The following is a 17,354-nucleotide window of genomic DNA, read 5'->3' as shown; positions in this document are numbered from 1 at the left end:
ATGGATCAATCCACTCCTTCGTACAGCTACGCTGCCTCCGTAAAATCGGACATTTCCGATGAACTCATCAACGTGTACCTGCAGCGGCCGGTAGCCGGAATCGTCGTTCGCGCGTTGTACGGCACCCCGATCACGCCGAACCAGCTTACGATCGTTTCTACCCTTTTCGGAATCGCCGGAGGAATTTTTCTCGCGGCTGCAGAAACGCATTTTGTCGCCGCCGCGCTCTGCTTCTATTTGAAAGATATTTTCGATTCGGCGGACGGGCAGCTGGCGCGCGCAAAAAAGATATACAGCAGACGCGGAAGGTTTCTCGATTCGATTGGAGACTACATTGTCGACCTGTTCCTCTTCGGAGGGATTTGCGAGGTTCTTTTGGGAAGCGGCGTCCCCCTTTTTCCCGCATTCCTCATTTCGTTCGTTGGGTTCGTGGGGATCAGCCTCCGCGTTTCATACCACGTCTTTTACCAGGCCTCGTTCCTTCATCAAAAGAAGGAGTACGAATTGAACCGGCTTTCGGAGGAACTGCGTGATGAGGATCTTCGGGAAGACGCCCTTACTCTCCAGCTGCAGAAAATATTCTATCTCTTCTACGGCTGGCAGGATCGTCTGATGAAACGGCTCGATGCGTGGTGTCTGGGAAGCCGGGCGGGAAACAGCGAGTCGGCGGCGAAAGCGTGGTACGAAGACGCAGTTGGATTGCGGCTCGGCGGGTTTCTCGGGTTCGGCACCGAATACGTCGTTCTAACGGCCTGTCTGCTGCTCAACAACCTCCGGTTGTATCTTTTTCTCTCGATAATTTTGTTTAACGCTGTTTGGTTCTCAGCGATCCTCTATCGGAGATCATTTCTGGCGAAACGAGTAAGGAGGGGATACCATTGATCGCAGGTACAGGGAAGAAAACTACTTCTTCGCCTGTTTTTCTTTGCGGACCTGGGCTTCAAGCTTGAAATGTTCTTCGGCGGAAATATTCAGCGACTTGCGAAGCGCCTCGAGCGCTTCCGATTCTTCCGGGGTCACGACCCCGTCTTCCCATACTTCGCGAAGATGTGCGATGTACGAGGACGAACCGCTTTCATTTTCCATTCTTGAAAAATCTTCATCGGACATTCCCCCTGCATTTTTCACGATCGTTAAAAGCTCGCGTTCGTCCGGAGAGATGACGCCGTCCTCCCATGCTTTGCGGAATAATTTTCCCAGGAGATCGATGGCCTGAACGTGCAAAGAACCGGCATCTCCTTTTCCAATTTGGGCTTGCAGTTCCGCGAGTTTTTTCTCCGCATTCTCCTTTGCCGTAACGGCCCCCTTGGCTTCCGCCGCGAGCCGCGCGATATCATCCTGATATTTTTGCTGGGAAGAGGTGAATTCCTGCTTGAGCAGGTCTACCCGCGCGTCGTTTTTTTTCTCGGCCGAGTCCAGGGCATCTTTTTTTATTTTCGCGATCATATCGTCGCCCGGGAGCTGTGCACTCGTCGGTGCAGTCGCTTGCGCAGGTGCCGGTTGCGGCTTTGCATCGGGAGCATTCGCAGCCCGGGGAGCGGTGTCTGCCGGCTTTGCCGCCGTCGCTTGAGCTTTCTTCTGTTCTTCCGCCTGCTTCTTGAGCCGCTCTTCCTCATCCTTCTTTCGCGCCGCCTCCATTGCGACCTTGATCCGCTCATTGTACGCGGCGGCGTACATATTGTTCGGCTCGACGCCGAGCGCCTTATTGACCTCATCCAGCGCTTTTGCAAACTCCGCCGATTTAATGTACCGGTCGGCAGCCTTCAAATATTCGCTGATGATTTTCTTCTGCGATTCCCTGTCGAGAGCGGCTACGGGCATACTTTCGTTGACACGCTGTGCTTCAAAAAAAGACAATTTCGAACAATATATCCAACGCCTCAGAGAATGTCAACGGGATCTGGGCGAACGCAGGGAACAGTTCTTGGGCGCGGGGAGTTTTTACTTTAGGGTACGATGCTTTTCGGGCGGAAAGCGCTGATTCACCGCCATAACGACGATTTTGCTTCTCGCTCCGGTGTGTGTTATATTTTCCCGATGAAGCAAATCATTGCGCATGCGGCGTTGGAGGATGTTCGATGACGACGGCAAATATGCGGAGCCAGCTCGACAAGCGGTTGCGCGATGCGTTCAGAGAAATTATTGACGGCAGGACCGTAAAGCGGTCAAGGCACGAGTTGATCTTCGGTGGCATCGACGTGACCAACGTTTTTATTGAAGAGATGGGCAAAAAGAATTTTCTTCCCTCTGTCGTGGGCGACATTCCGTGCGACGAAGGAAAGCGCGTTCCGGCCTTTTACATCGAAGGGGCGCAGGCGTACTTCGGCTGGGTCTTCTGGGAAAAATTCACCGAGGGGCGCCTCCGCAAACTCTTTGGCAGCGAAGTACGAAATGAAAAAGGAGATTGGGCGATACTCGTTCCGTCCGGCAGCCGGAACATCGTCTACGCAAACGCCTCTCTGACTGCGGAAATGGATATTGACCATCCGGTCGAGCTGTAACATGTTCTCACCCGTCGTGCATGTGCCCCTTTTCCTAAACGAATGAAATTTATTTTCAGATATTTTTTTTTCATTGCAGCCATCGCGCTGCCGGCGCGCATGGCCGCGCAGGCGGATTCTTTACGAACCGCTGCATCGATCGAACGCTATTCCCTTCGCATTGAACTCGATATCGAGCATCACTCGATCCGGGGGGAGGCGCAAATTCAGGTCCGCCTTCCGAAGGACTCTCTGTTCCGGCTGATCATTGCCGTCGCTCCCGCGGCGACGATCCGCTCGGTCCGCGATTCCAGCGACCGGAAACTGGATGCTGCGGAAGAGGATCTTCCATCGGATCATTCCGTTAAAAATGTTGCCATCACAATTCCCGACAGCGCACGAGGGAGAACATCCTTCCCGTTGAGGATTTCTTATGAGGAAACGTTTGACAGCCTCAATTGGGAACCGTCGTTTATCGATGCGAAAGAATTTCTTCTCTCATCGAACAACGCCGTTCCATGGTGGCCGGTGCTTTCGCGTGCAGCCGGTTCCGTGTCGGCCGAGCGTGCCCCGGTCGCCCTGGAAGCAGTATTTCCATCCGGGTATGTGGCGGTGGCGAACGGCAAGCCCGATTCGATACATACAACGGGTGCGACGACGTCGGAAATCTTTGCGTATGAACATCCGATGCCGCTGAGCTCATGCTTCGTCCTTTGCGGGTCGGTCGAATTCGCGCGGCAAACGATGACGGCAAACGACAGCAGCGTGCAATATTCCCTGTGGTACGACAGGGAAAAATATCCCGGCGAACTCGCAGCAGCGGTGCTGCGGCAGCTCCGCGATTCGTACTCATGGTTCTCGTCCATTGCAGGGCGGGACAGTTCGGCCGACGGACTTCGCGCCGTTGTCATCGGGACGGACGATGGTTCCGCTGAATGGAGCTCGAACAACGGATTGATCATTGCACGATGCTCGTACCAGTTTTCCTCCGCCGATTCACTGGTCCTGTTCGCGCCGGCAAGGAACCGATGGGTCCGGCAAGTTGCACGCCTTTTCAGCCTGCCGGCGACGGAATCGACGTTTGTCTTTGAAGCGGGGTGGTCGGAATATCTTGCGGCGAAATTTTTTCTTCATGAAGCGGGGAGGGATGATGAAGCTCAGCAGCGGATACGGCTCGATTTCCTTTCCGGGGCGCTTGATTTTTATCCGGCTCAGACGCTGGCGCAGGTCCACAATTCGAAAAAGAATGAACGGAATGTTTTTTACAGCAAGGGGGCGTATGTTTTTCTGATGCTGGAATACGTTATGGGGGAGACGGCATTCGACGCCGTCATCGACAGGCTCTACCGTGATTACAGGCGTACGCCGATTTCGCTTGAAACGTTCCAACAATTGTGTGAAGAGTCGTACGGCTCGCCGCTCGATTGGTTCTTCAAGGAATGGTTCGCTCAAACAGGCTTCCCCGAATTGCTTCTTTCGACGAACGCGTCGGAGACGAACAGGGGAAGCTTTTTGGTGAAAGCGGTGATCTCTCAGCGCGGGGATCTGTTTACGGCGCCGGTCGATCTTGTTTTTTCCGGTTCGACCCGCTCCGTCACCAAGAGAGTATTCGTTCAGCGCCAGGATCAGGAGTTTGAATTCACCCTCCCGTTCCTGCCGGACCAGAGCGAGCTCGACCCCGGCTACAAGCTTCTTCGCTGGGTTCCCCGCCTGAGGCTTCTTGCGCACGCGCGCACGTCCGTAAGCTTCCGGGTGTTCGACCGGGACATTATCAACTCCGAGCGCGAGGCGAATATCATTCTGCAATTGGACCCGAACAATCTTACCGGATGGAACAATATCTCTCTCTTCTCGCTCGGAAAATCCGCGGTCATTAAAGGCGATCTTTCAAAGGCTGAAGAATATTTTCGCCGCGCCTCCGCGCTCGATGCCCGCGAGCCGACGCAGCTCTATTCCATCCTGAGTTTGATCCGGCTCGGCAACGTTCTTGAAATGGAGGGAAAGCGCGATGAAGCTGTCGAATTATACAAGCTCGGGCTCACGCTGGCCGGGCGTGATCCTGCGCTCTATGGAATTGCACTGACCGAAGCGCAAAAATATTTGCAGCAAAGATTTGTCCCCACCGACGAATTTTGGTACGGGGAATATTGAACGATGCGTTTTTCGCGGGCTACGTTTTTGCTTTGGATGTTTTCTTTCGCGCAGACCCGTCGATGCTAAAAGCGCTTCCCGCTCTTGATGCCAGCAGAAAAAAAAGGCAGGAAAGAACGACGAGTGCATACGGATTAGCAAAGAAGGAAAAAGCAAACAAAGTTCCGCTTGTCAACTGGTAATTAACGACAAGCGCGATGGCAGCAATGAGGGCTGCGCGGGTAAGAAGTCCGAGCACCAGCGCGACCCCGATCAGCATTTCTCCCGTCGGGATCATCCGCGACCAGGCTTCAATGCCGGGATAGGCGACATGCTGCTGATACCAGAGCGCTGCCGGCGGCGGATTCTGCGCATAACGGTCGAGACTTGTGCGGAGAAATTCAGACGTCGTATACCAGTTGAGTTTATTCAGGCCCTGAGCGATAAAAAAGACGCCGATGGCGATGCGAAGGAAAGCGACCCATTTCTGATTCATAGCACTCCTTTTTTCTCGAACAAAAACGCAAAATTAACCATTAAAATCAAATCGCAGCGCCCACTATGAAATTTTCTCTCCCCGTTCCGCGAACGTTCAATTTTTGGGCAACGGTCTACAGCCATGGATGGTGCGCGCTCCCCCCGTTCCGTATGAACAAAGACGAACGCCTCCTGTCCGCGGTTGTTCCCAATGGAAACGGAGGATACGACGATATCACTGTATCCGCAAAGAAGCATACGCTCGTGGTTTCTCTCGAAGAGCGATCGGTCCCTTCGCGGCAAAAGATCTCCCGGATCACGAAATACTTGTATTCCATGCTTCGCGTCGAGGAACCGCTCGAAGAATTTTACGCCGAGGCGAGAAAATTTCCCCGCTACCGGTGGATCTCCAAGGTCAACGCCGGAAGACTCCTTCGCTGCCCGACAGTTTTTGAGGATGCCGTCAAGATGATCTGCACGACGAATTGCAGCTGGGCGCTGACGGAATCCATCGTCGATGCTCTGGTGACGAAACTCGGCGCCCGCGTGCGCGGCGATGTCTATGCATTTCCTACGCCGGAAGCGGTCGCCGCCTCTTCCGAGTCGTTCCTTCGGAAAGAAATCCGGTGCGGCTACCGGGCTCCGTACATTCTGGAGCTGTCAAGAAACATTGCAGCAGGAAAAATTTCGCTGGAAGCATGGAGAACATCGGACCTTCCGACCGGAGATTTATTCGAACAGGTCCGGAAGGTGAAGGGGATCGGTCCGTACGCTGCCGGAAATATTTTAAAGCTTCTCGGGAGGTACGATTACCTCGGGCTTGATTCGTGGGGACGGGGAAAATTTTACGAACTTTTTAAGAACGGAAGAAAAGTTAAAGACTCGACGATCGAAAAATATTACGCACCGTTCGGCAAATGGCGCGGCTTGTTCCTCTGGATGGATATGACAAAAGACTGGCATACCAAAGAGTTTCCGCTCTAACTTCGCCTCCGCCCATTCCTATTTTTGGAAAGGGGAGCAACCCCTTTCCCATTTCTGAACACCCTCCCGTTTAATCTGATCAGAATCCCTCTAAAGAATGTGTGGCACATTAGTTGGAATAATATTGAGAAACTCCTTTAACGACCACGGTGCAGATGTGTATCCAATCGTAGAAAAGAACGACCTCGCCGCAAAAGTATATCGCTACGTCATCAAGGCGCCGCAGATCGTAAAAAAAGCGCGGGCAGGACAGTTTGTGATTTTGCGGCTGCATGAAGAGGGGGAGAGAATTCCGATCACGCTTGCGGATTGGGATGCCGTTCAGGGGACGATCACGCTCTACGTTCAGGCGGTCGGTAAAACGACGACGATGATGAGCATGATGAAAGCGGGAGACTCTCTGATGGATGTTGTGGGGCCGTTCGGAGTTCCGAGCCACGTCGAACCGGGAAAGACATTCGTCGCCATCGGCGGCGGCTTCGGAATTGCGGCGATCCACCCGATCGTGCGCGCACATAAACTGATCGGCAATAAAACGATCTCGATCATCGGTTCCCGCTCCAAGGACCTCCTTTTGATGGAAGATGAAATGCGCGCAATTTCGGACGAGGTGCGCATTGCAACGGATGACGGCAGCTACGGCACAAAAGGCTTTGTGACAACGATCTTGAAGTCGATGCTCGAGCAACGGGAACCGGTCGACGTCGTCCTCGCCATCGGCCCGGTGGTGATGATGAAAGCGGTCGCGGACCTGACCAGGCCGCTCGGCGTGCAGACGCTCGTCAGCCTCAATCCGATCATGATGGACGGAACCGGAATGTGCGGCGCATGCCGCGTCGTCGTCGGGAATAAAATGAAGTTCGCGTGCGTCGACGGTCCGGAGTTCGACGCTCACGCCGTCGATTTTGAGCTGCTCATGGCGAGACAGAAAATGTACTCTCCGCAGGAAAAGATCTCGTTCGATATCTTCGAGAAGATATGCGAAGCGCAGGAACATCGCGAAACAGCGGCATGGTAATGATTGAAAATGAAAAATCAGGAAGCAAAACTGGAAGATCCGGCGTCACAAAAGCCGGATGAAGGATAATCCCCAAAATTAAATCAATTGCATTATCAGAAATGAGCAGCGAAATAGCAGAACAGCCGGCCAGAAAACTCAGCAACAAAGAGAGAATGAAGATCCCGCGCCATGGCATGCCGGAACAGGATCCGCTGGAACGCGCGAAAAATTTCCTGGAGGTTCCTCTCGGCTACACGGCCGAAATGGCGGTGGAGGAGGCCGAACGATGCATCCAGTGCAAGAACCCGAAATGCATGGAGGGATGTCCCGTCAACGTCAAGATTCCGCAGTTTATCTTCCATGTTGCGATGGGAAATTTCCCGCTCGCCGCGCAGACGTTGAAGGAAACGAATGCGCTCCCCGCCGTCTGCGGCAGAGTCTGCCCGCAGGAAGAGCAATGCGAAGCGGTCTGCACGATCGGCGCCAAGGTCGAACCGGTAGCGATCGGCAGGCTTGAGCGATTTGTGGCGGACTGGGAGCGGATGACCGGCAACGTTTCTCTGCCCGTGATCGCGCCGCCGACCGGAAAGAAAATCGCCGTCATCGGCGCGGGGCCGGCGGGATTGACATGCGCCGGAGACCTCGCAAAGCTCGGCCACGCGGTCACGATCTTTGAGGCGCTCCATAAACCGGGAGGCGTGCTTGTGTACGGAATTCCGGAGTTCCGTCTTCCGAAGCAGATCGTCGATGCCGAAGTGAGCTTTCTGGAAAAACTGGGCGTTACGATCCAGTGCGATTTTGTCGTCGGAATGACGCGCACCGTCGACGAGCTGATGAATGAGGACGGCTTCGATGCCGTCTTCATCGGGACGGGGGCCGGGCTCCCGTATTTCATGGGGATTCCGGGAGAGAATTTGAACGGAGTCTATTCGGCGAACGAATTTCTGACCCGCGTCAACCTGATGAAAGGGTTTGAATTTCCGAACCACGCGGACACGCCGGTGCCGATGGCGAAACATGTCGCCGTCATCGGCGGCGGGAATACGGCGATGGATTCGGCGCGCACCGCACGCCGGCTGCCGTGGACAGAAAAAGTTTACATCGTTTACCGCCGTTCGAGCGTTGAGATGCCGGCGCGAAAGGAAGAGATCCATCACGGCGAGCAGGAAGGGATCGAGTTCCTGCTTCTTACAAATCCGACCCGCTTCATCGGAAACAACGGATGGCTTGTCGGAATGGAATGCCAGAAGATGGAGCTCGGCGAACCGGACGCCTCCGGAAGACGAAAGCCGGTTCCGGTCGCAGGAAGCGAATTTGTCCTTGACGTCGAAGCGGTGATCGTCGCGACGGGAAACGGCTCGAATCCCCTCATCAATAAGACCACGCCCGGGTTGACGACGAATAAGTACGGCAACATCATCGCCGATGAAACCGGAAAAACTTCGCGCGAAGGAGTCTGGGCCGGCGGCGATATCGTCATCGGCGCGGCAACCGTCATCAAAGCAATGGGCGCAGGGAAGAAAGCCGCCGCGGCGATCCACGAATATGTCCAGTCGAAAAAATAGGACCGTTTATCATTGAATTGCAAAACCCGGCCGCCGATTGCCGGGTTTTTTTATTTGTGAAAGAACAAAAGTTCTTGCTATATTATTTGTGCGTTTTGTCTCACCATCCTTCTTGTGCGATGCCGATGACCCTGTGCGAAATAAATGTTTACCCGATCAAGTCGACGAAAGGGATCTCCCTGCAAAGCGCCCTTGTTGAGCGACGGGGAATTCAATACGATCGCCGGTGGATGGTGGTGGACGATGAGGGGATTTTTCTATCGCAGCGAGACTATCCGCGATTGGCTTTGGTCTCAACAGCGATCAAGAATAGTGCCATTGGAGTATCGGCATCAGGAATGCCGCCGCTCGACATCCCGATGAAACCGGGCTCGAAGAACGCTGTCAAGGTCCAAATTCACGATGACATTACCGAGGGAGTCTCTGCCGGCGAAGAAGCAAGAAAATGGTTCAGCGATTTTCTCGGCGTTTCATGCCGGGTCGTCTTCATGCCGGAGGAGGTCATTCGTCCAGTTGACCCTGATTATGGGAGTGATGGGGATATTGTGAGCTTTGCGGATGCGTTCCCTCTATTGCTTATCTCCGAAACGACGCTCGGCGATTTGAACTCCAGGCTGGCAACTCCCGTCCCGATGAACCGGTTCCGCCCGAATATCGTCATCCAGGGGTGCAATGCCTACGATGAAGACCGATGGGGGAAGATCGGCGTGGGTGAAATGATCTTTGAGGTCGTAAAGCCGTGCGCACGGTGTGTGACACCGACGGTCGACCAGGCGACCGGGGTTCAGGGGAAGGAGCCGCTGGCAACGCTTTCGAACTACAGAAATGCAGGGGGGAAAGTTCTCTTTGGACAAAACATCATTCCGGAAAAAAGCGGGACCCTGCGCGTAGGGGACGCCGTAAAAGTCCTTTCATGGAAAAAACCAGTGTTTCCGGCGGGGAGCATGAAACATTAGCAGCTCCGGTCCGTTGATATGGATACGGGTCGCGACAGCGCATTTTTTCTTCCTCATGAATCACCTCCATAAAACCTGCGTTCTTGCATTTCTCATTGTTCTTGCCATCCCGGTACTCAGAGCGCAAGAGAACAGCGAATTGCCCGCGCCGGCGCATCATACCGAGGGGGGATTCAGGAACACCGATTCATCCTTCCATGAAACTTCGTTCACGAAAATGATGCCGTGGGCCATCGGCAGGCTGGGGGACTGGTTCGCGAAGCCGACCGGTGAAATCCCGCACACCTACAACGACGGCTCCGTCCTCAAACAAAACAAACCGTACACCATCACATGGGTCGGTCACTCCACATGCCTCATCCAATTTGAAGGTCTCAACATCCTTACCGATCCTGTGTGGAGCGACAAAATCGGTCCGGTGGCGTGGGCCGGCGAAACGCGCGTATTACCCCCCGGCATTGCGATGGACAAACTTCCGCCGATCGATATCGTTCTGATCTCTCACAACCATTACGACCATCTCGATGAAGAAACGATTCTGAAACTGTCGAAGAATCCGAACACAAGGTTTTTTGTTCCTCTACGGATACGCGACTGGTTCGAAGACCGGGGGATTTCGAATGTCGAGGAACTGGATTGGTGGGAAGGAGTGACGTATAAGGGGCTGAAGATTATTTGCACGCCGGCGCAGCATTTTTCGGGACGATGGATAAGCGACGGCAATACGACGCTCTGGTGTTCCTGGGTGCTGCTCGGGAAAGGACGAAAGCTGTACTTCGGAGGGGATTCAGGGTACTTCAGCGGCTTCGCAGAGATCGGGAAAAGGTTCGGGCCGTTTGACCTTGCGCTCCTCCCGATCGGGTCGTATGAGCCGAGAGAGCTGATGAAGCCTATTCATATGGACCCGGCCGAAGCAGTGCAAGCGTGTCTCGACCTTCGTGCGAGAAAAATGCTGGCTGTTCACTGGGGAACATTCAAGAAATCCGACGAACCGCTCGAAGAGCCTCCTGAGAAACTTCGCAATGAAGTCGTCAGGCGGCAGCTCCCGCAGGAAAATTTCCTTGTGTTCATGATCGGTGAAACGAGAGAATGGTAGACGCTGCCGTTCGCAGAAATTACAATCCGACAAATTTCCGTAAATTTTTTCCTTCCGTTTCTGAAAGCCGATGCACGTCGCCGGGTTTCAAACCCCCGAGCGTTAATTCGCCGATCGTTGTTCTGATCAATCGTAACGTCGGGTGGCCGACAGCGGCGGTCATCTTTCGAACCTGCCGATTGCGCCCTTCGCGCAGCGTCATTTCGACCCAGGAGGCGGGAATACTTTTTCTCTCGCGTATCGGGGGAGTTCGCGGCGGAACCTGCGGCTCATGTTCGAGAAGACGGACTTCTGCCGGCTTTGTTTTTTCCCCTTGAATGATCACCCCCCCCTTCAGCCGTTCGATGGATTCCTGAGAGGGAATGCCTTCTACCTGCACCAGATAAGTTCTGGGGTGTTCAAATTCGGGCTCCGTCAGCCGATGGTTCACCTCGTTGTCGTTCGTCAGGAGCAGCAAGCCCTCGCTGTCGAGATCGAGACGTCCGACGGAGTACACGTCTCTCGGGAAAGGGCCAAAATCCTTCAGTGTTTTTCTTCCGAGGCTGTCGGTGAATTGGCAGAGTACGTCGTACGGTTTGTAGAGGAGATAGTAAAGTTTTGTATCGCTCAATGAAACGGGCACGGTGAAGGCGAAAATAAAAAGCGATGGAACATTATTTCATTGCGGCGTTGAGAAAAGAAATAAACGGCATCGCCTGCTCAAAAATTTTGGCGACATCCTTCACGAATTGCGCCTTATAGCATTTTTCTTCCTTCCAATCGACTCCGACAAAGAACTGCTTAAGTTTTAACCATTCAGCCATCGGGTGATCGGGCTGATAACCGGCTGGAACTCGCTGCAATTTGTCCCCATCGATCCCCTTGAATGTTCTGACAAAATTTTTATCCTTGACAATCCCGAGAAACTCCTTGGACTGGCCGGCGATTGCTCGCCGGATCTTTTTTAGCTGGTCGCTGTCGGGCATGTAGATTCCGCCCCCGAGAAAGACGCTTCCCGGTTCAATATGAAGATAGAAGCCGGATCCCTCGATCCCTTTGGGCTTTCCGCGTAGGACAAAATGGGCAGCCGCGTGGGTTTTATAGGGAGTTTTGTCTTTGCTGAAGCGGATGTCCCTATAGATCCTGAAGAGCGACCGCTTGGGACTGACATCAAATTCCGGGGCGAATGATTCGAAGTAGGGTTGCAGCGAGGCGATCAGGGACTGCATCGGCAGTTTTACTTCAGATTCGAAATCCTGCTTATGTTTCTCGAACCATTCCCGGTTGTTGTTTTTCTTGAGCTTGTTGAGGAATTCGATCCCTTTTTTGGGAAATCCGATAAATGGCGGAAAATTTTCGGTATCAAGCGGCATTGCTTTCACGGCATTCCTCCGACGTGATTTTGTCTTAGTGATTGTTTTTGATTGCGGAGCGCACGAAACCGTTTGCCTTTTGAAGGCGCTTTCGGGCCTCGCCTTTTGAAACGCCCCCCTTGATCATAACCAAGGCGGTTTTAACTTGCCCGTCTGCCTTTTCAAGATACTTCCCGGCCTCTTCATATCCTATACCCGTTATTGTCATTACAATTCTCTTAGCTCTTTCTCTGAGCTTTTGATTGGTCAGCTGCAGGTCGATCATCATGTTTTCATAGACCTTCCCCATGCTGATCATCGCTGCGGTGGTGATCATGTTCAGGACCAGCTTTTGCGCGGTGCCCGATTTCATCCGTGTCGAGCCCATGATCACCTCAGGACCGACCTCCGGGCAAATGGCCACATCTAATGCCCCGGCCAATTCTTGAAACTCTGGCAGGGAGAGTGTCTTGCGAGGGTTGGTAGTAACATAGATTGTTTTTGCCCTTCTTTTTTTTGCCTGCTTGACCGCGCCGACGACATAGGGAGTTTGGAGGCTCGCAGCTATTCCGCAGACCGTGTCCTTATTGTTGACATGACGTTCGTCGATGTCCTTGGCGCCTCCGTCTTCCTTGTCCTCCGCCCCTTCCTGCGCGCGGAACATTGCCTTCTCGCCCCCGGCGATCATTCCCTGAACCATCTCCGGGTTTGTGCCGAACGTGGGGGGACATTCCACGGCGTCGAGCACTCCGAGCCTGCCGCTGGTTCCGGCTCCGACGTAGATCAATCGTCCCCCCTGCCTGAATGTCTCGACGACGATCTCCACGGCTCGCGCGATCGAAGCGATTTCTTTCTCCACGGCGAGGGCAACCCGCTTATCCTCGTCATTGATGATCTTGAGAATTTCCTGTATCGACCGATTGTCGATATCCATCGATGAGGGGTTTCTCTGCTCGGTGGTTAAATCCAACAAGCGGTCGAAAAGAATTGATCGGGGGGACACAATTTCACCGGTGATAGTTTTCAACGAGAATGAATTTTCTTTCGCTGTTCTGGAGGACGTCGTTTCCGTTCAGGACCAGGTCGGTCGATCTGAATTTGATGCCCGGGTAACGTCTCGCGGTTTTCTCCATCTCGGCGGTCAGGTCTCCCCCCTTTAACGCCACCAGAGCTTGAGCAAACGATACCGTCTCTTTTCCCTGCTTGAACGATATCATATTGGCCGAGCCGGTCACGCTTAAAAAAGGCATTCCCCATTTGACCAGATCTTCCAGGCTGGCCACAGCTCTTGCAATAACGGCATCAAACGAATTGGCGTAACCTCTCCTCGTGTTTATATCCTCGGCCCTGGAGCAAACGACCGACGCATTCGGGAGCTGGAGAGATTGCACCATGTCTTCAACGGCCTTGATCTTCTTGTTGATGGAATCCAGGAGCACAAAGCTTACATCGGGACGAAGAATGCTCAGAGGAATTCCCGGCAGGCCGCCCCCCGTTCCAAGGTCGAGAACTCTGCAGCCGCCGGCAAAATCGACCTTAAAAAGAAATGCGATGGAAAACAGGATATGGTTTGACCAAATCCGATCGACATCTTTGCGCGAGATCAAGTTGACGCCTTGATTCCATCGCTTTAGGAGCTCGACGTAAGCGCCAAGCCTTTGAAACTGTATATCCGTTATTGATAGACCATTCTTCTGTGCGATTGTCCTGAGCCAGATTTCATCCTGTATCGGTTTCGAAATCATTTTCGGTTAGGTTTCACGTGGAACATCTTTACGAGATTATTTCTTTAGGTATACCGAGAGAACGGAAATGTCCGATACCGTGACGCCTGAGATCCTTGATGCTTGGCCGATTGATGCTGGCCTTACTTTCTTAAGCCGCTCCTTCCCCTCGTTGCTTAGGGACTTGACCTTTGCGAAATCGAAATCGTCAGGAATCTCATAGCTCTCAAATTTTTCGAATTTGCTGATTTGATCCAGTTCGCGCTTGATGTACCCTTCGTACTTAATGTCAATTTCAACCTGCTCCTTAACGCCTTTCATGTTGAGTGCTTTCTTTACTTCCTCGCTTTCGATCATCGGTACAATTTCATCAATTGTTATCGATGGCCGTTTAAGGATCTGCGCTAGCTGTTCATGTTCCGCTGCTTCACTCAAGCCATGCTCACTCAGCAGCTTGTTTGCCAACCGGGGAGGGACAAAAGTTTTCTGAATGCAATCCAGGGCAGTACTTATCGCCTTCTCCTTCAAATTCAACTCTTCCACCATGCCATGTGAAACAAGCCCAAGCTTGTGCCCACGGCCCATCAACCTTCTATCGGCATTATCTTGCCGGAGAAGGAGGCGGTGCTCGGCGCGAGATGTGAACATTCTGTACGGCTCATCGGTGGACTTGTTGATGAGATCATCGATCATCACACCAATGTATGCTTCGCTTCTGTTCAAGACAAATGGGGGAAGGTTCTTGACATGAAGCGCGGCATTGATCCCGGCAATCAACCCCTGGCCGGCTGCTTCCTCATAACCGGAAGTGCCATTGATTTGCCCAGCGAAGAAAAGCCCGGAGACCAGTTTCGTCTCCAACGAATGCTTCAGCTGGCTCGGCGGAAAGAAATCGTACTCAACGGCATATCCAGCCCTGAGCATCTCAACATGCTCGAGACCCGAAATCGATTTTAATCCTTCAAACTGAATCTCCTCCGGCAAGCTGGTGGAGAACCCGTTCACATAGACCACGTTGGTTTCGTACCCCTCCGGCTCAAGAAAGATCTGATGACGCTCTCTGTCGGCGAAACGAAAAATCTTGTCTTCGATGGAAGGACAGTAGCGTGGACCGGTTCCCTTGATCTTTCCAGTGAACATGGGAGAACGATCGAAACCTTTCCTAAGAATATCGTGAGTTCCCTTGTTCGTATAGGTAAGGTACATAGGAATCAACTTGTTCGAGATCCTCTCCGTCGAGTAAGAAAATGGCGTCGGAGGGAGGTCGCTCTCCTGCGGTTCGACAAGCGAAAGATCAATGCTGCGGATGTCTATTCTCGGCGGAGTTCCCGTCTTTAGCCTCCCCGAAACAAATCCGAGACGATTCAGGCATTCCGTGACCTGGGTGGCTGGCGGTTCCCCAAACCTCCCCCCCTTCCGATTCTTTAGCCCTGTGTGCATCAGGCCATTAAGGAATGTGCCAGAGGACAGGACAAGTGATCTGCATTCAATGACTCCGAAGACCGAGGTTCTCATAGACCTGAGAATCCCGTCATCAACGTTTATCTCACAAAGCGAATCCTCCAGCAATTCTAGATTTGGCTCTCTTGAAACCCTTTTCTGCGCCTCGGCGGCATACAATTCCCGGTCGTTTTGAGACCTTGGAGACCAGACGGCGGGTCCCTTGGATTTGTTCAACATCTTGAAATTGATTCCTGTTGCGTCCGCAATTTTTCCCATTTCCCCGCCAAGGGCGTCAATTTCGCGCACAATGTGGCCTTTTGCTGTGCCGCCTATAGCTGGATTGCAGGAAAGGCGGCCAATTGAGGCCATTTTTAGGCTGATCAAGAGCGTATTGCAGCCCATCCTGGCAGCAGCCAGCGAGGCTTCGATTCCAGCATGCCCCCCTCCGACAACGATCACATCATAGTATTTTTTGGGCTCTCTTGTCAGCATTGGCTTGTTTCACGTGGAACAATCATTTTCCGATGCAAAATTGGGAAAATATGTTGTTAAGAATGTCGTCCGGAGTTGTCAATCCGATGATCTCACCGAGGGAATTTAGGGCTCCCCGCAGGTCGATTGCGATCAGCTCATTGCCGAGGTTATTCGCGCACGCAGACCTTGCCGAGATCAGGCTATCCCTGGTCGCCTTAAGCAGTTTCCGGTGCCGGTCACTTTGAATTTTAATGCTTGAGGAATTTGAATCGAATTGGTTCAACACCCAGTTCGATAGCTTCTTTTCGAGGCTGTCTATTCCTTCTTTGGTTTTACAGGAAATACTCACAGTTTCGATTTTGTCATAAGCTAATGCGCTGAGCTTCGGACGTCCAACGTCAATTTTATTGATAACAAGTATAATTTTTTCCTTATGCTCTTTTAGGAAGCCAAGAGAGTTTTCAAACTCTGGGTCCGCCGGAGAAGACGAGTCGATGAGGTACAGAATCAGATCGGCGGAGTTGATCTGATCATTGCTTCTCTTGACTCCCTCTCGTTCGATCACATCCGTTGTCAGCCGTAGTCCGGCGGTATCAACAAGCCTGAAAGCAATTCCATCGATCAGCACTGTCTCCTCAATCACGTCTCTCGTGGTCCCGGGGATGTCGCTAACGATAGCGCGGCTTTCCTGCAAGAGGACATTCAGGAGGCTGGACTTACCGACATTCGGGCTTCCGGCGAGAACGACCTTAACACCGTCACGAATGAGCTTGCCGGAGTTATAGGATCGAATAAGATTTTCTAATTCCGTTATTACTATATCGAAAAATGAAATCGTCTTTTGCCTGTCCGACAGCCCGATTCCCTCTTCGGCAAAATCCAGCTCAAGTTCCAGCAAGGAGCACAAGTCCACGACCTTTTGCCGGAGGTCGTTGATAGCGGCAGACAGCCGGCCGCTCAACTGCTCGAGCGATGCTTTGTGTGCCAGGGCAGTCTTGGAATGGATCAGGTCGGCCACCGCTTCGGCCTGCATCAGGTCCATCTTGCCGTTTAAGAACGCTCTGTGGGTGAACTCTCCCGGATCGGCCATCCTTGCGCCGCTCCCAATAACGGTCTCAAGAATTTTTCTTGAAACGTAATAACTTCCGTGGCAGCTTATTTCCACGATGTCCTCGCCGGTGTACGAGCGGGGACGTCTGAAAACTGAGACAAGAACGTCGTCGACAAGCCCGTCGTTCGGGTGCACCACCCTTCCATGGTGAACCGTATGCGAAGGGGCATCAAAAAGAGATATAGTCCCCTGAAAAACCCTCTCCACGGTCTCTATCGCGGCGGAACCGCTCACCCTGATCATAGAGATACCCGCCTCCCCCAGCGGAGTGGCGATCGCTGCAATAGTATCGTTTCTTTCTCTAAGCATGGCAATTCAACACCAAATATAGACGTTTTTTTGAGATAAACAATTAGGCAAAACTCGTTCTAAACCCAAAAAACAGAAGATTTTACTTGACAAAAGCTAATAAATTTATATCTTTTTATAGTGCAACGGATTGGATGAATCGTCATCCTCAGACAGCCGGTTATGTCAAGACGAACTAATAAAAATACGAATTTGATCGCTAGCGGTTCGAGGTTCGAAGCGCATTTGCTCGTCGTATCCCCCCTCTTCGTCGCTGTAGCCGGCATCATTATTA

At 52.6% G+C, this 17,354-nt stretch carries 16 protein-coding genes; 8 read left to right on the top strand and 8 right to left on the bottom strand.

Going from position 1 to position 17,354, the window contains the following annotated elements; translation table 11 throughout:
• On the top strand, nucleotides 1-882 hold the full coding sequence (locus VMF88_05255) for a CDP-alcohol phosphatidyltransferase family protein (GenBank protein ID HTY10459.1): 882 nt from the start codon (nucleotides 1-3) through the stop codon (nucleotides 880-882).
• A gap of 21 nt (nucleotides 883-903) precedes the next feature.
• Here VMF88_05255 and VMF88_05250 read toward each other — a convergent pair whose 3' ends face one another.
• Nucleotides 904-1,821 carry a hypothetical protein gene (locus VMF88_05250; protein ID HTY10458.1) on the bottom strand — a complete coding sequence of 306 codons (918 nt, stop codon included), beginning with the start codon at nucleotides 1,819-1,821 and terminating at the stop codon, nucleotides 904-906.
• Nucleotides 1,822-2,078: 257 nt separating this feature from the next.
• On the opposite strand from VMF88_05250, the gene VMF88_05245 reads away from it, so the two are divergent.
• The gene (locus tag VMF88_05245; protein ID HTY10457.1) at nucleotides 2,079-2,501 is read left to right on the top strand and encodes a hypothetical protein; all 423 of its coding nucleotides are present in this window, start codon (nucleotides 2,079-2,081) and stop codon (nucleotides 2,499-2,501) included.
• Nucleotides 2,502-2,543: 42 nt separating this feature from the next.
• The gene (locus VMF88_05240) at nucleotides 2,544-4,631 is read left to right on the top strand and encodes a hypothetical protein (protein HTY10456.1); all 2,088 of its coding nucleotides are present in this window, start codon (nucleotides 2,544-2,546) and stop codon (nucleotides 4,629-4,631) included.
• 19 nt (nucleotides 4,632-4,650) lie between these two features.
• On the opposite strand, the gene VMF88_05235 is transcribed toward VMF88_05240, so the two are convergent.
• Nucleotides 4,651-5,106: a DoxX family protein gene (locus tag VMF88_05235; protein ID HTY10455.1), complete on the bottom strand. Its 456-nt coding sequence runs from the start codon at nucleotides 5,104-5,106 to the stop codon at nucleotides 4,651-4,653.
• Between the two features lie 65 nt (nucleotides 5,107-5,171).
• On the opposite strand from VMF88_05235, the gene VMF88_05230 reads away from it, so the two are divergent.
• The 5 genes from VMF88_05230 to VMF88_05210 all read left to right on the top strand — a co-directional run bounded on the left by VMF88_05230 (nucleotide 5,172) and on the right by VMF88_05210 (nucleotide 10,688).
• Nucleotides 5,172-6,071 (top strand): Fe-S cluster assembly protein HesB, encoded by a 900-nt coding sequence (locus VMF88_05230; GenBank protein ID HTY10454.1) that lies wholly within the window; start codon nucleotides 5,172-5,174, stop codon nucleotides 6,069-6,071.
• A gap of 157 nt (nucleotides 6,072-6,228) precedes the next feature.
• Nucleotides 6,229-7,089, top strand: a complete 861-nt coding sequence (locus VMF88_05225; protein ID HTY10453.1) for a sulfide/dihydroorotate dehydrogenase-like FAD/NAD-binding protein — start codon at nucleotides 6,229-6,231, stop codon at nucleotides 7,087-7,089.
• A 155-nt stretch (nucleotides 7,090-7,244) separates the two neighbouring features.
• Nucleotides 7,245-8,636 carry an NADPH-dependent glutamate synthase gene (gene gltA / locus VMF88_05220; protein ID HTY10452.1) on the top strand — a complete coding sequence of 464 codons (1,392 nt, stop codon included), beginning with the start codon at nucleotides 7,245-7,247 and terminating at the stop codon, nucleotides 8,634-8,636.
• Nucleotides 8,637-8,755: 119 nt separating this feature from the next.
• Complete coding sequence (locus VMF88_05215) at nucleotides 8,756-9,592, top strand: MOSC N-terminal beta barrel domain-containing protein (protein ID HTY10451.1); 837 nt, start codon at nucleotides 8,756-8,758, stop codon at nucleotides 9,590-9,592.
• Between the two features lie 55 nt (nucleotides 9,593-9,647).
• Nucleotides 9,648-10,688 carry an MBL fold metallo-hydrolase gene (locus VMF88_05210; GenBank protein HTY10450.1) on the top strand — a complete coding sequence of 347 codons (1,041 nt, stop codon included), beginning with the start codon at nucleotides 9,648-9,650 and terminating at the stop codon, nucleotides 10,686-10,688.
• A gap of 19 nt (nucleotides 10,689-10,707) precedes the next feature.
• Here VMF88_05210 and VMF88_05205 read toward each other — a convergent pair whose 3' ends face one another.
• From VMF88_05205 to mnmE, 6 genes are read right to left on the bottom strand one after another with little or no spacing between them, the layout of a single operon-like run.
• Nucleotides 10,708-11,310 carry a pseudouridine synthase gene (locus tag VMF88_05205; GenBank protein ID HTY10449.1) on the bottom strand — a complete coding sequence of 201 codons (603 nt, stop codon included), beginning with the start codon at nucleotides 11,308-11,310 and terminating at the stop codon, nucleotides 10,708-10,710.
• 31 nt (nucleotides 11,311-11,341) lie between these two features.
• Nucleotides 11,342-12,040 (bottom strand): DUF2461 domain-containing protein, encoded by a 699-nt coding sequence (locus tag VMF88_05200; protein ID HTY10448.1) that lies wholly within the window; start codon nucleotides 12,038-12,040, stop codon nucleotides 11,342-11,344.
• A gap of 34 nt (nucleotides 12,041-12,074) precedes the next feature.
• Nucleotides 12,075-13,022: an N-acetylmuramic acid 6-phosphate etherase gene (gene murQ, locus VMF88_05195; GenBank protein HTY10447.1), complete on the bottom strand. Its 948-nt coding sequence runs from the start codon at nucleotides 13,020-13,022 to the stop codon at nucleotides 12,075-12,077.
• A 4-nt stretch (nucleotides 13,023-13,026) separates the two neighbouring features.
• Nucleotides 13,027-13,764, bottom strand: coding sequence for a 16S rRNA (guanine(527)-N(7))-methyltransferase RsmG (gene rsmG, locus VMF88_05190; GenBank protein ID HTY10446.1), 738 nt, complete (start codon nucleotides 13,762-13,764; stop codon nucleotides 13,027-13,029).
• A gap of 36 nt (nucleotides 13,765-13,800) precedes the next feature.
• Nucleotides 13,801-15,678, bottom strand: a complete 1,878-nt coding sequence (gene mnmG, locus VMF88_05185) for a tRNA uridine-5-carboxymethylaminomethyl(34) synthesis enzyme MnmG (GenBank protein HTY10445.1) — start codon at nucleotides 15,676-15,678, stop codon at nucleotides 13,801-13,803.
• Between the two features lie 22 nt (nucleotides 15,679-15,700).
• Nucleotides 15,701-17,080 (bottom strand): tRNA uridine-5-carboxymethylaminomethyl(34) synthesis GTPase MnmE, encoded by a 1,380-nt coding sequence (mnmE, locus tag VMF88_05180; GenBank protein ID HTY10444.1) that lies wholly within the window; start codon nucleotides 17,078-17,080, stop codon nucleotides 15,701-15,703.
• Nucleotides 17,081-17,354: the final 274 nt, after the last annotated feature.

Source organism: Bacteroidota bacterium, assembly GCA_035506275.1.
In the GTDB taxonomy this organism is placed as follows: Bacteria; Bacteroidota; Ignavibacteria; order UBA10030; family UBA8401; genus JAGVPT01.
This window is presented reverse-complemented; position numbering and strand designations above follow the sequence as displayed.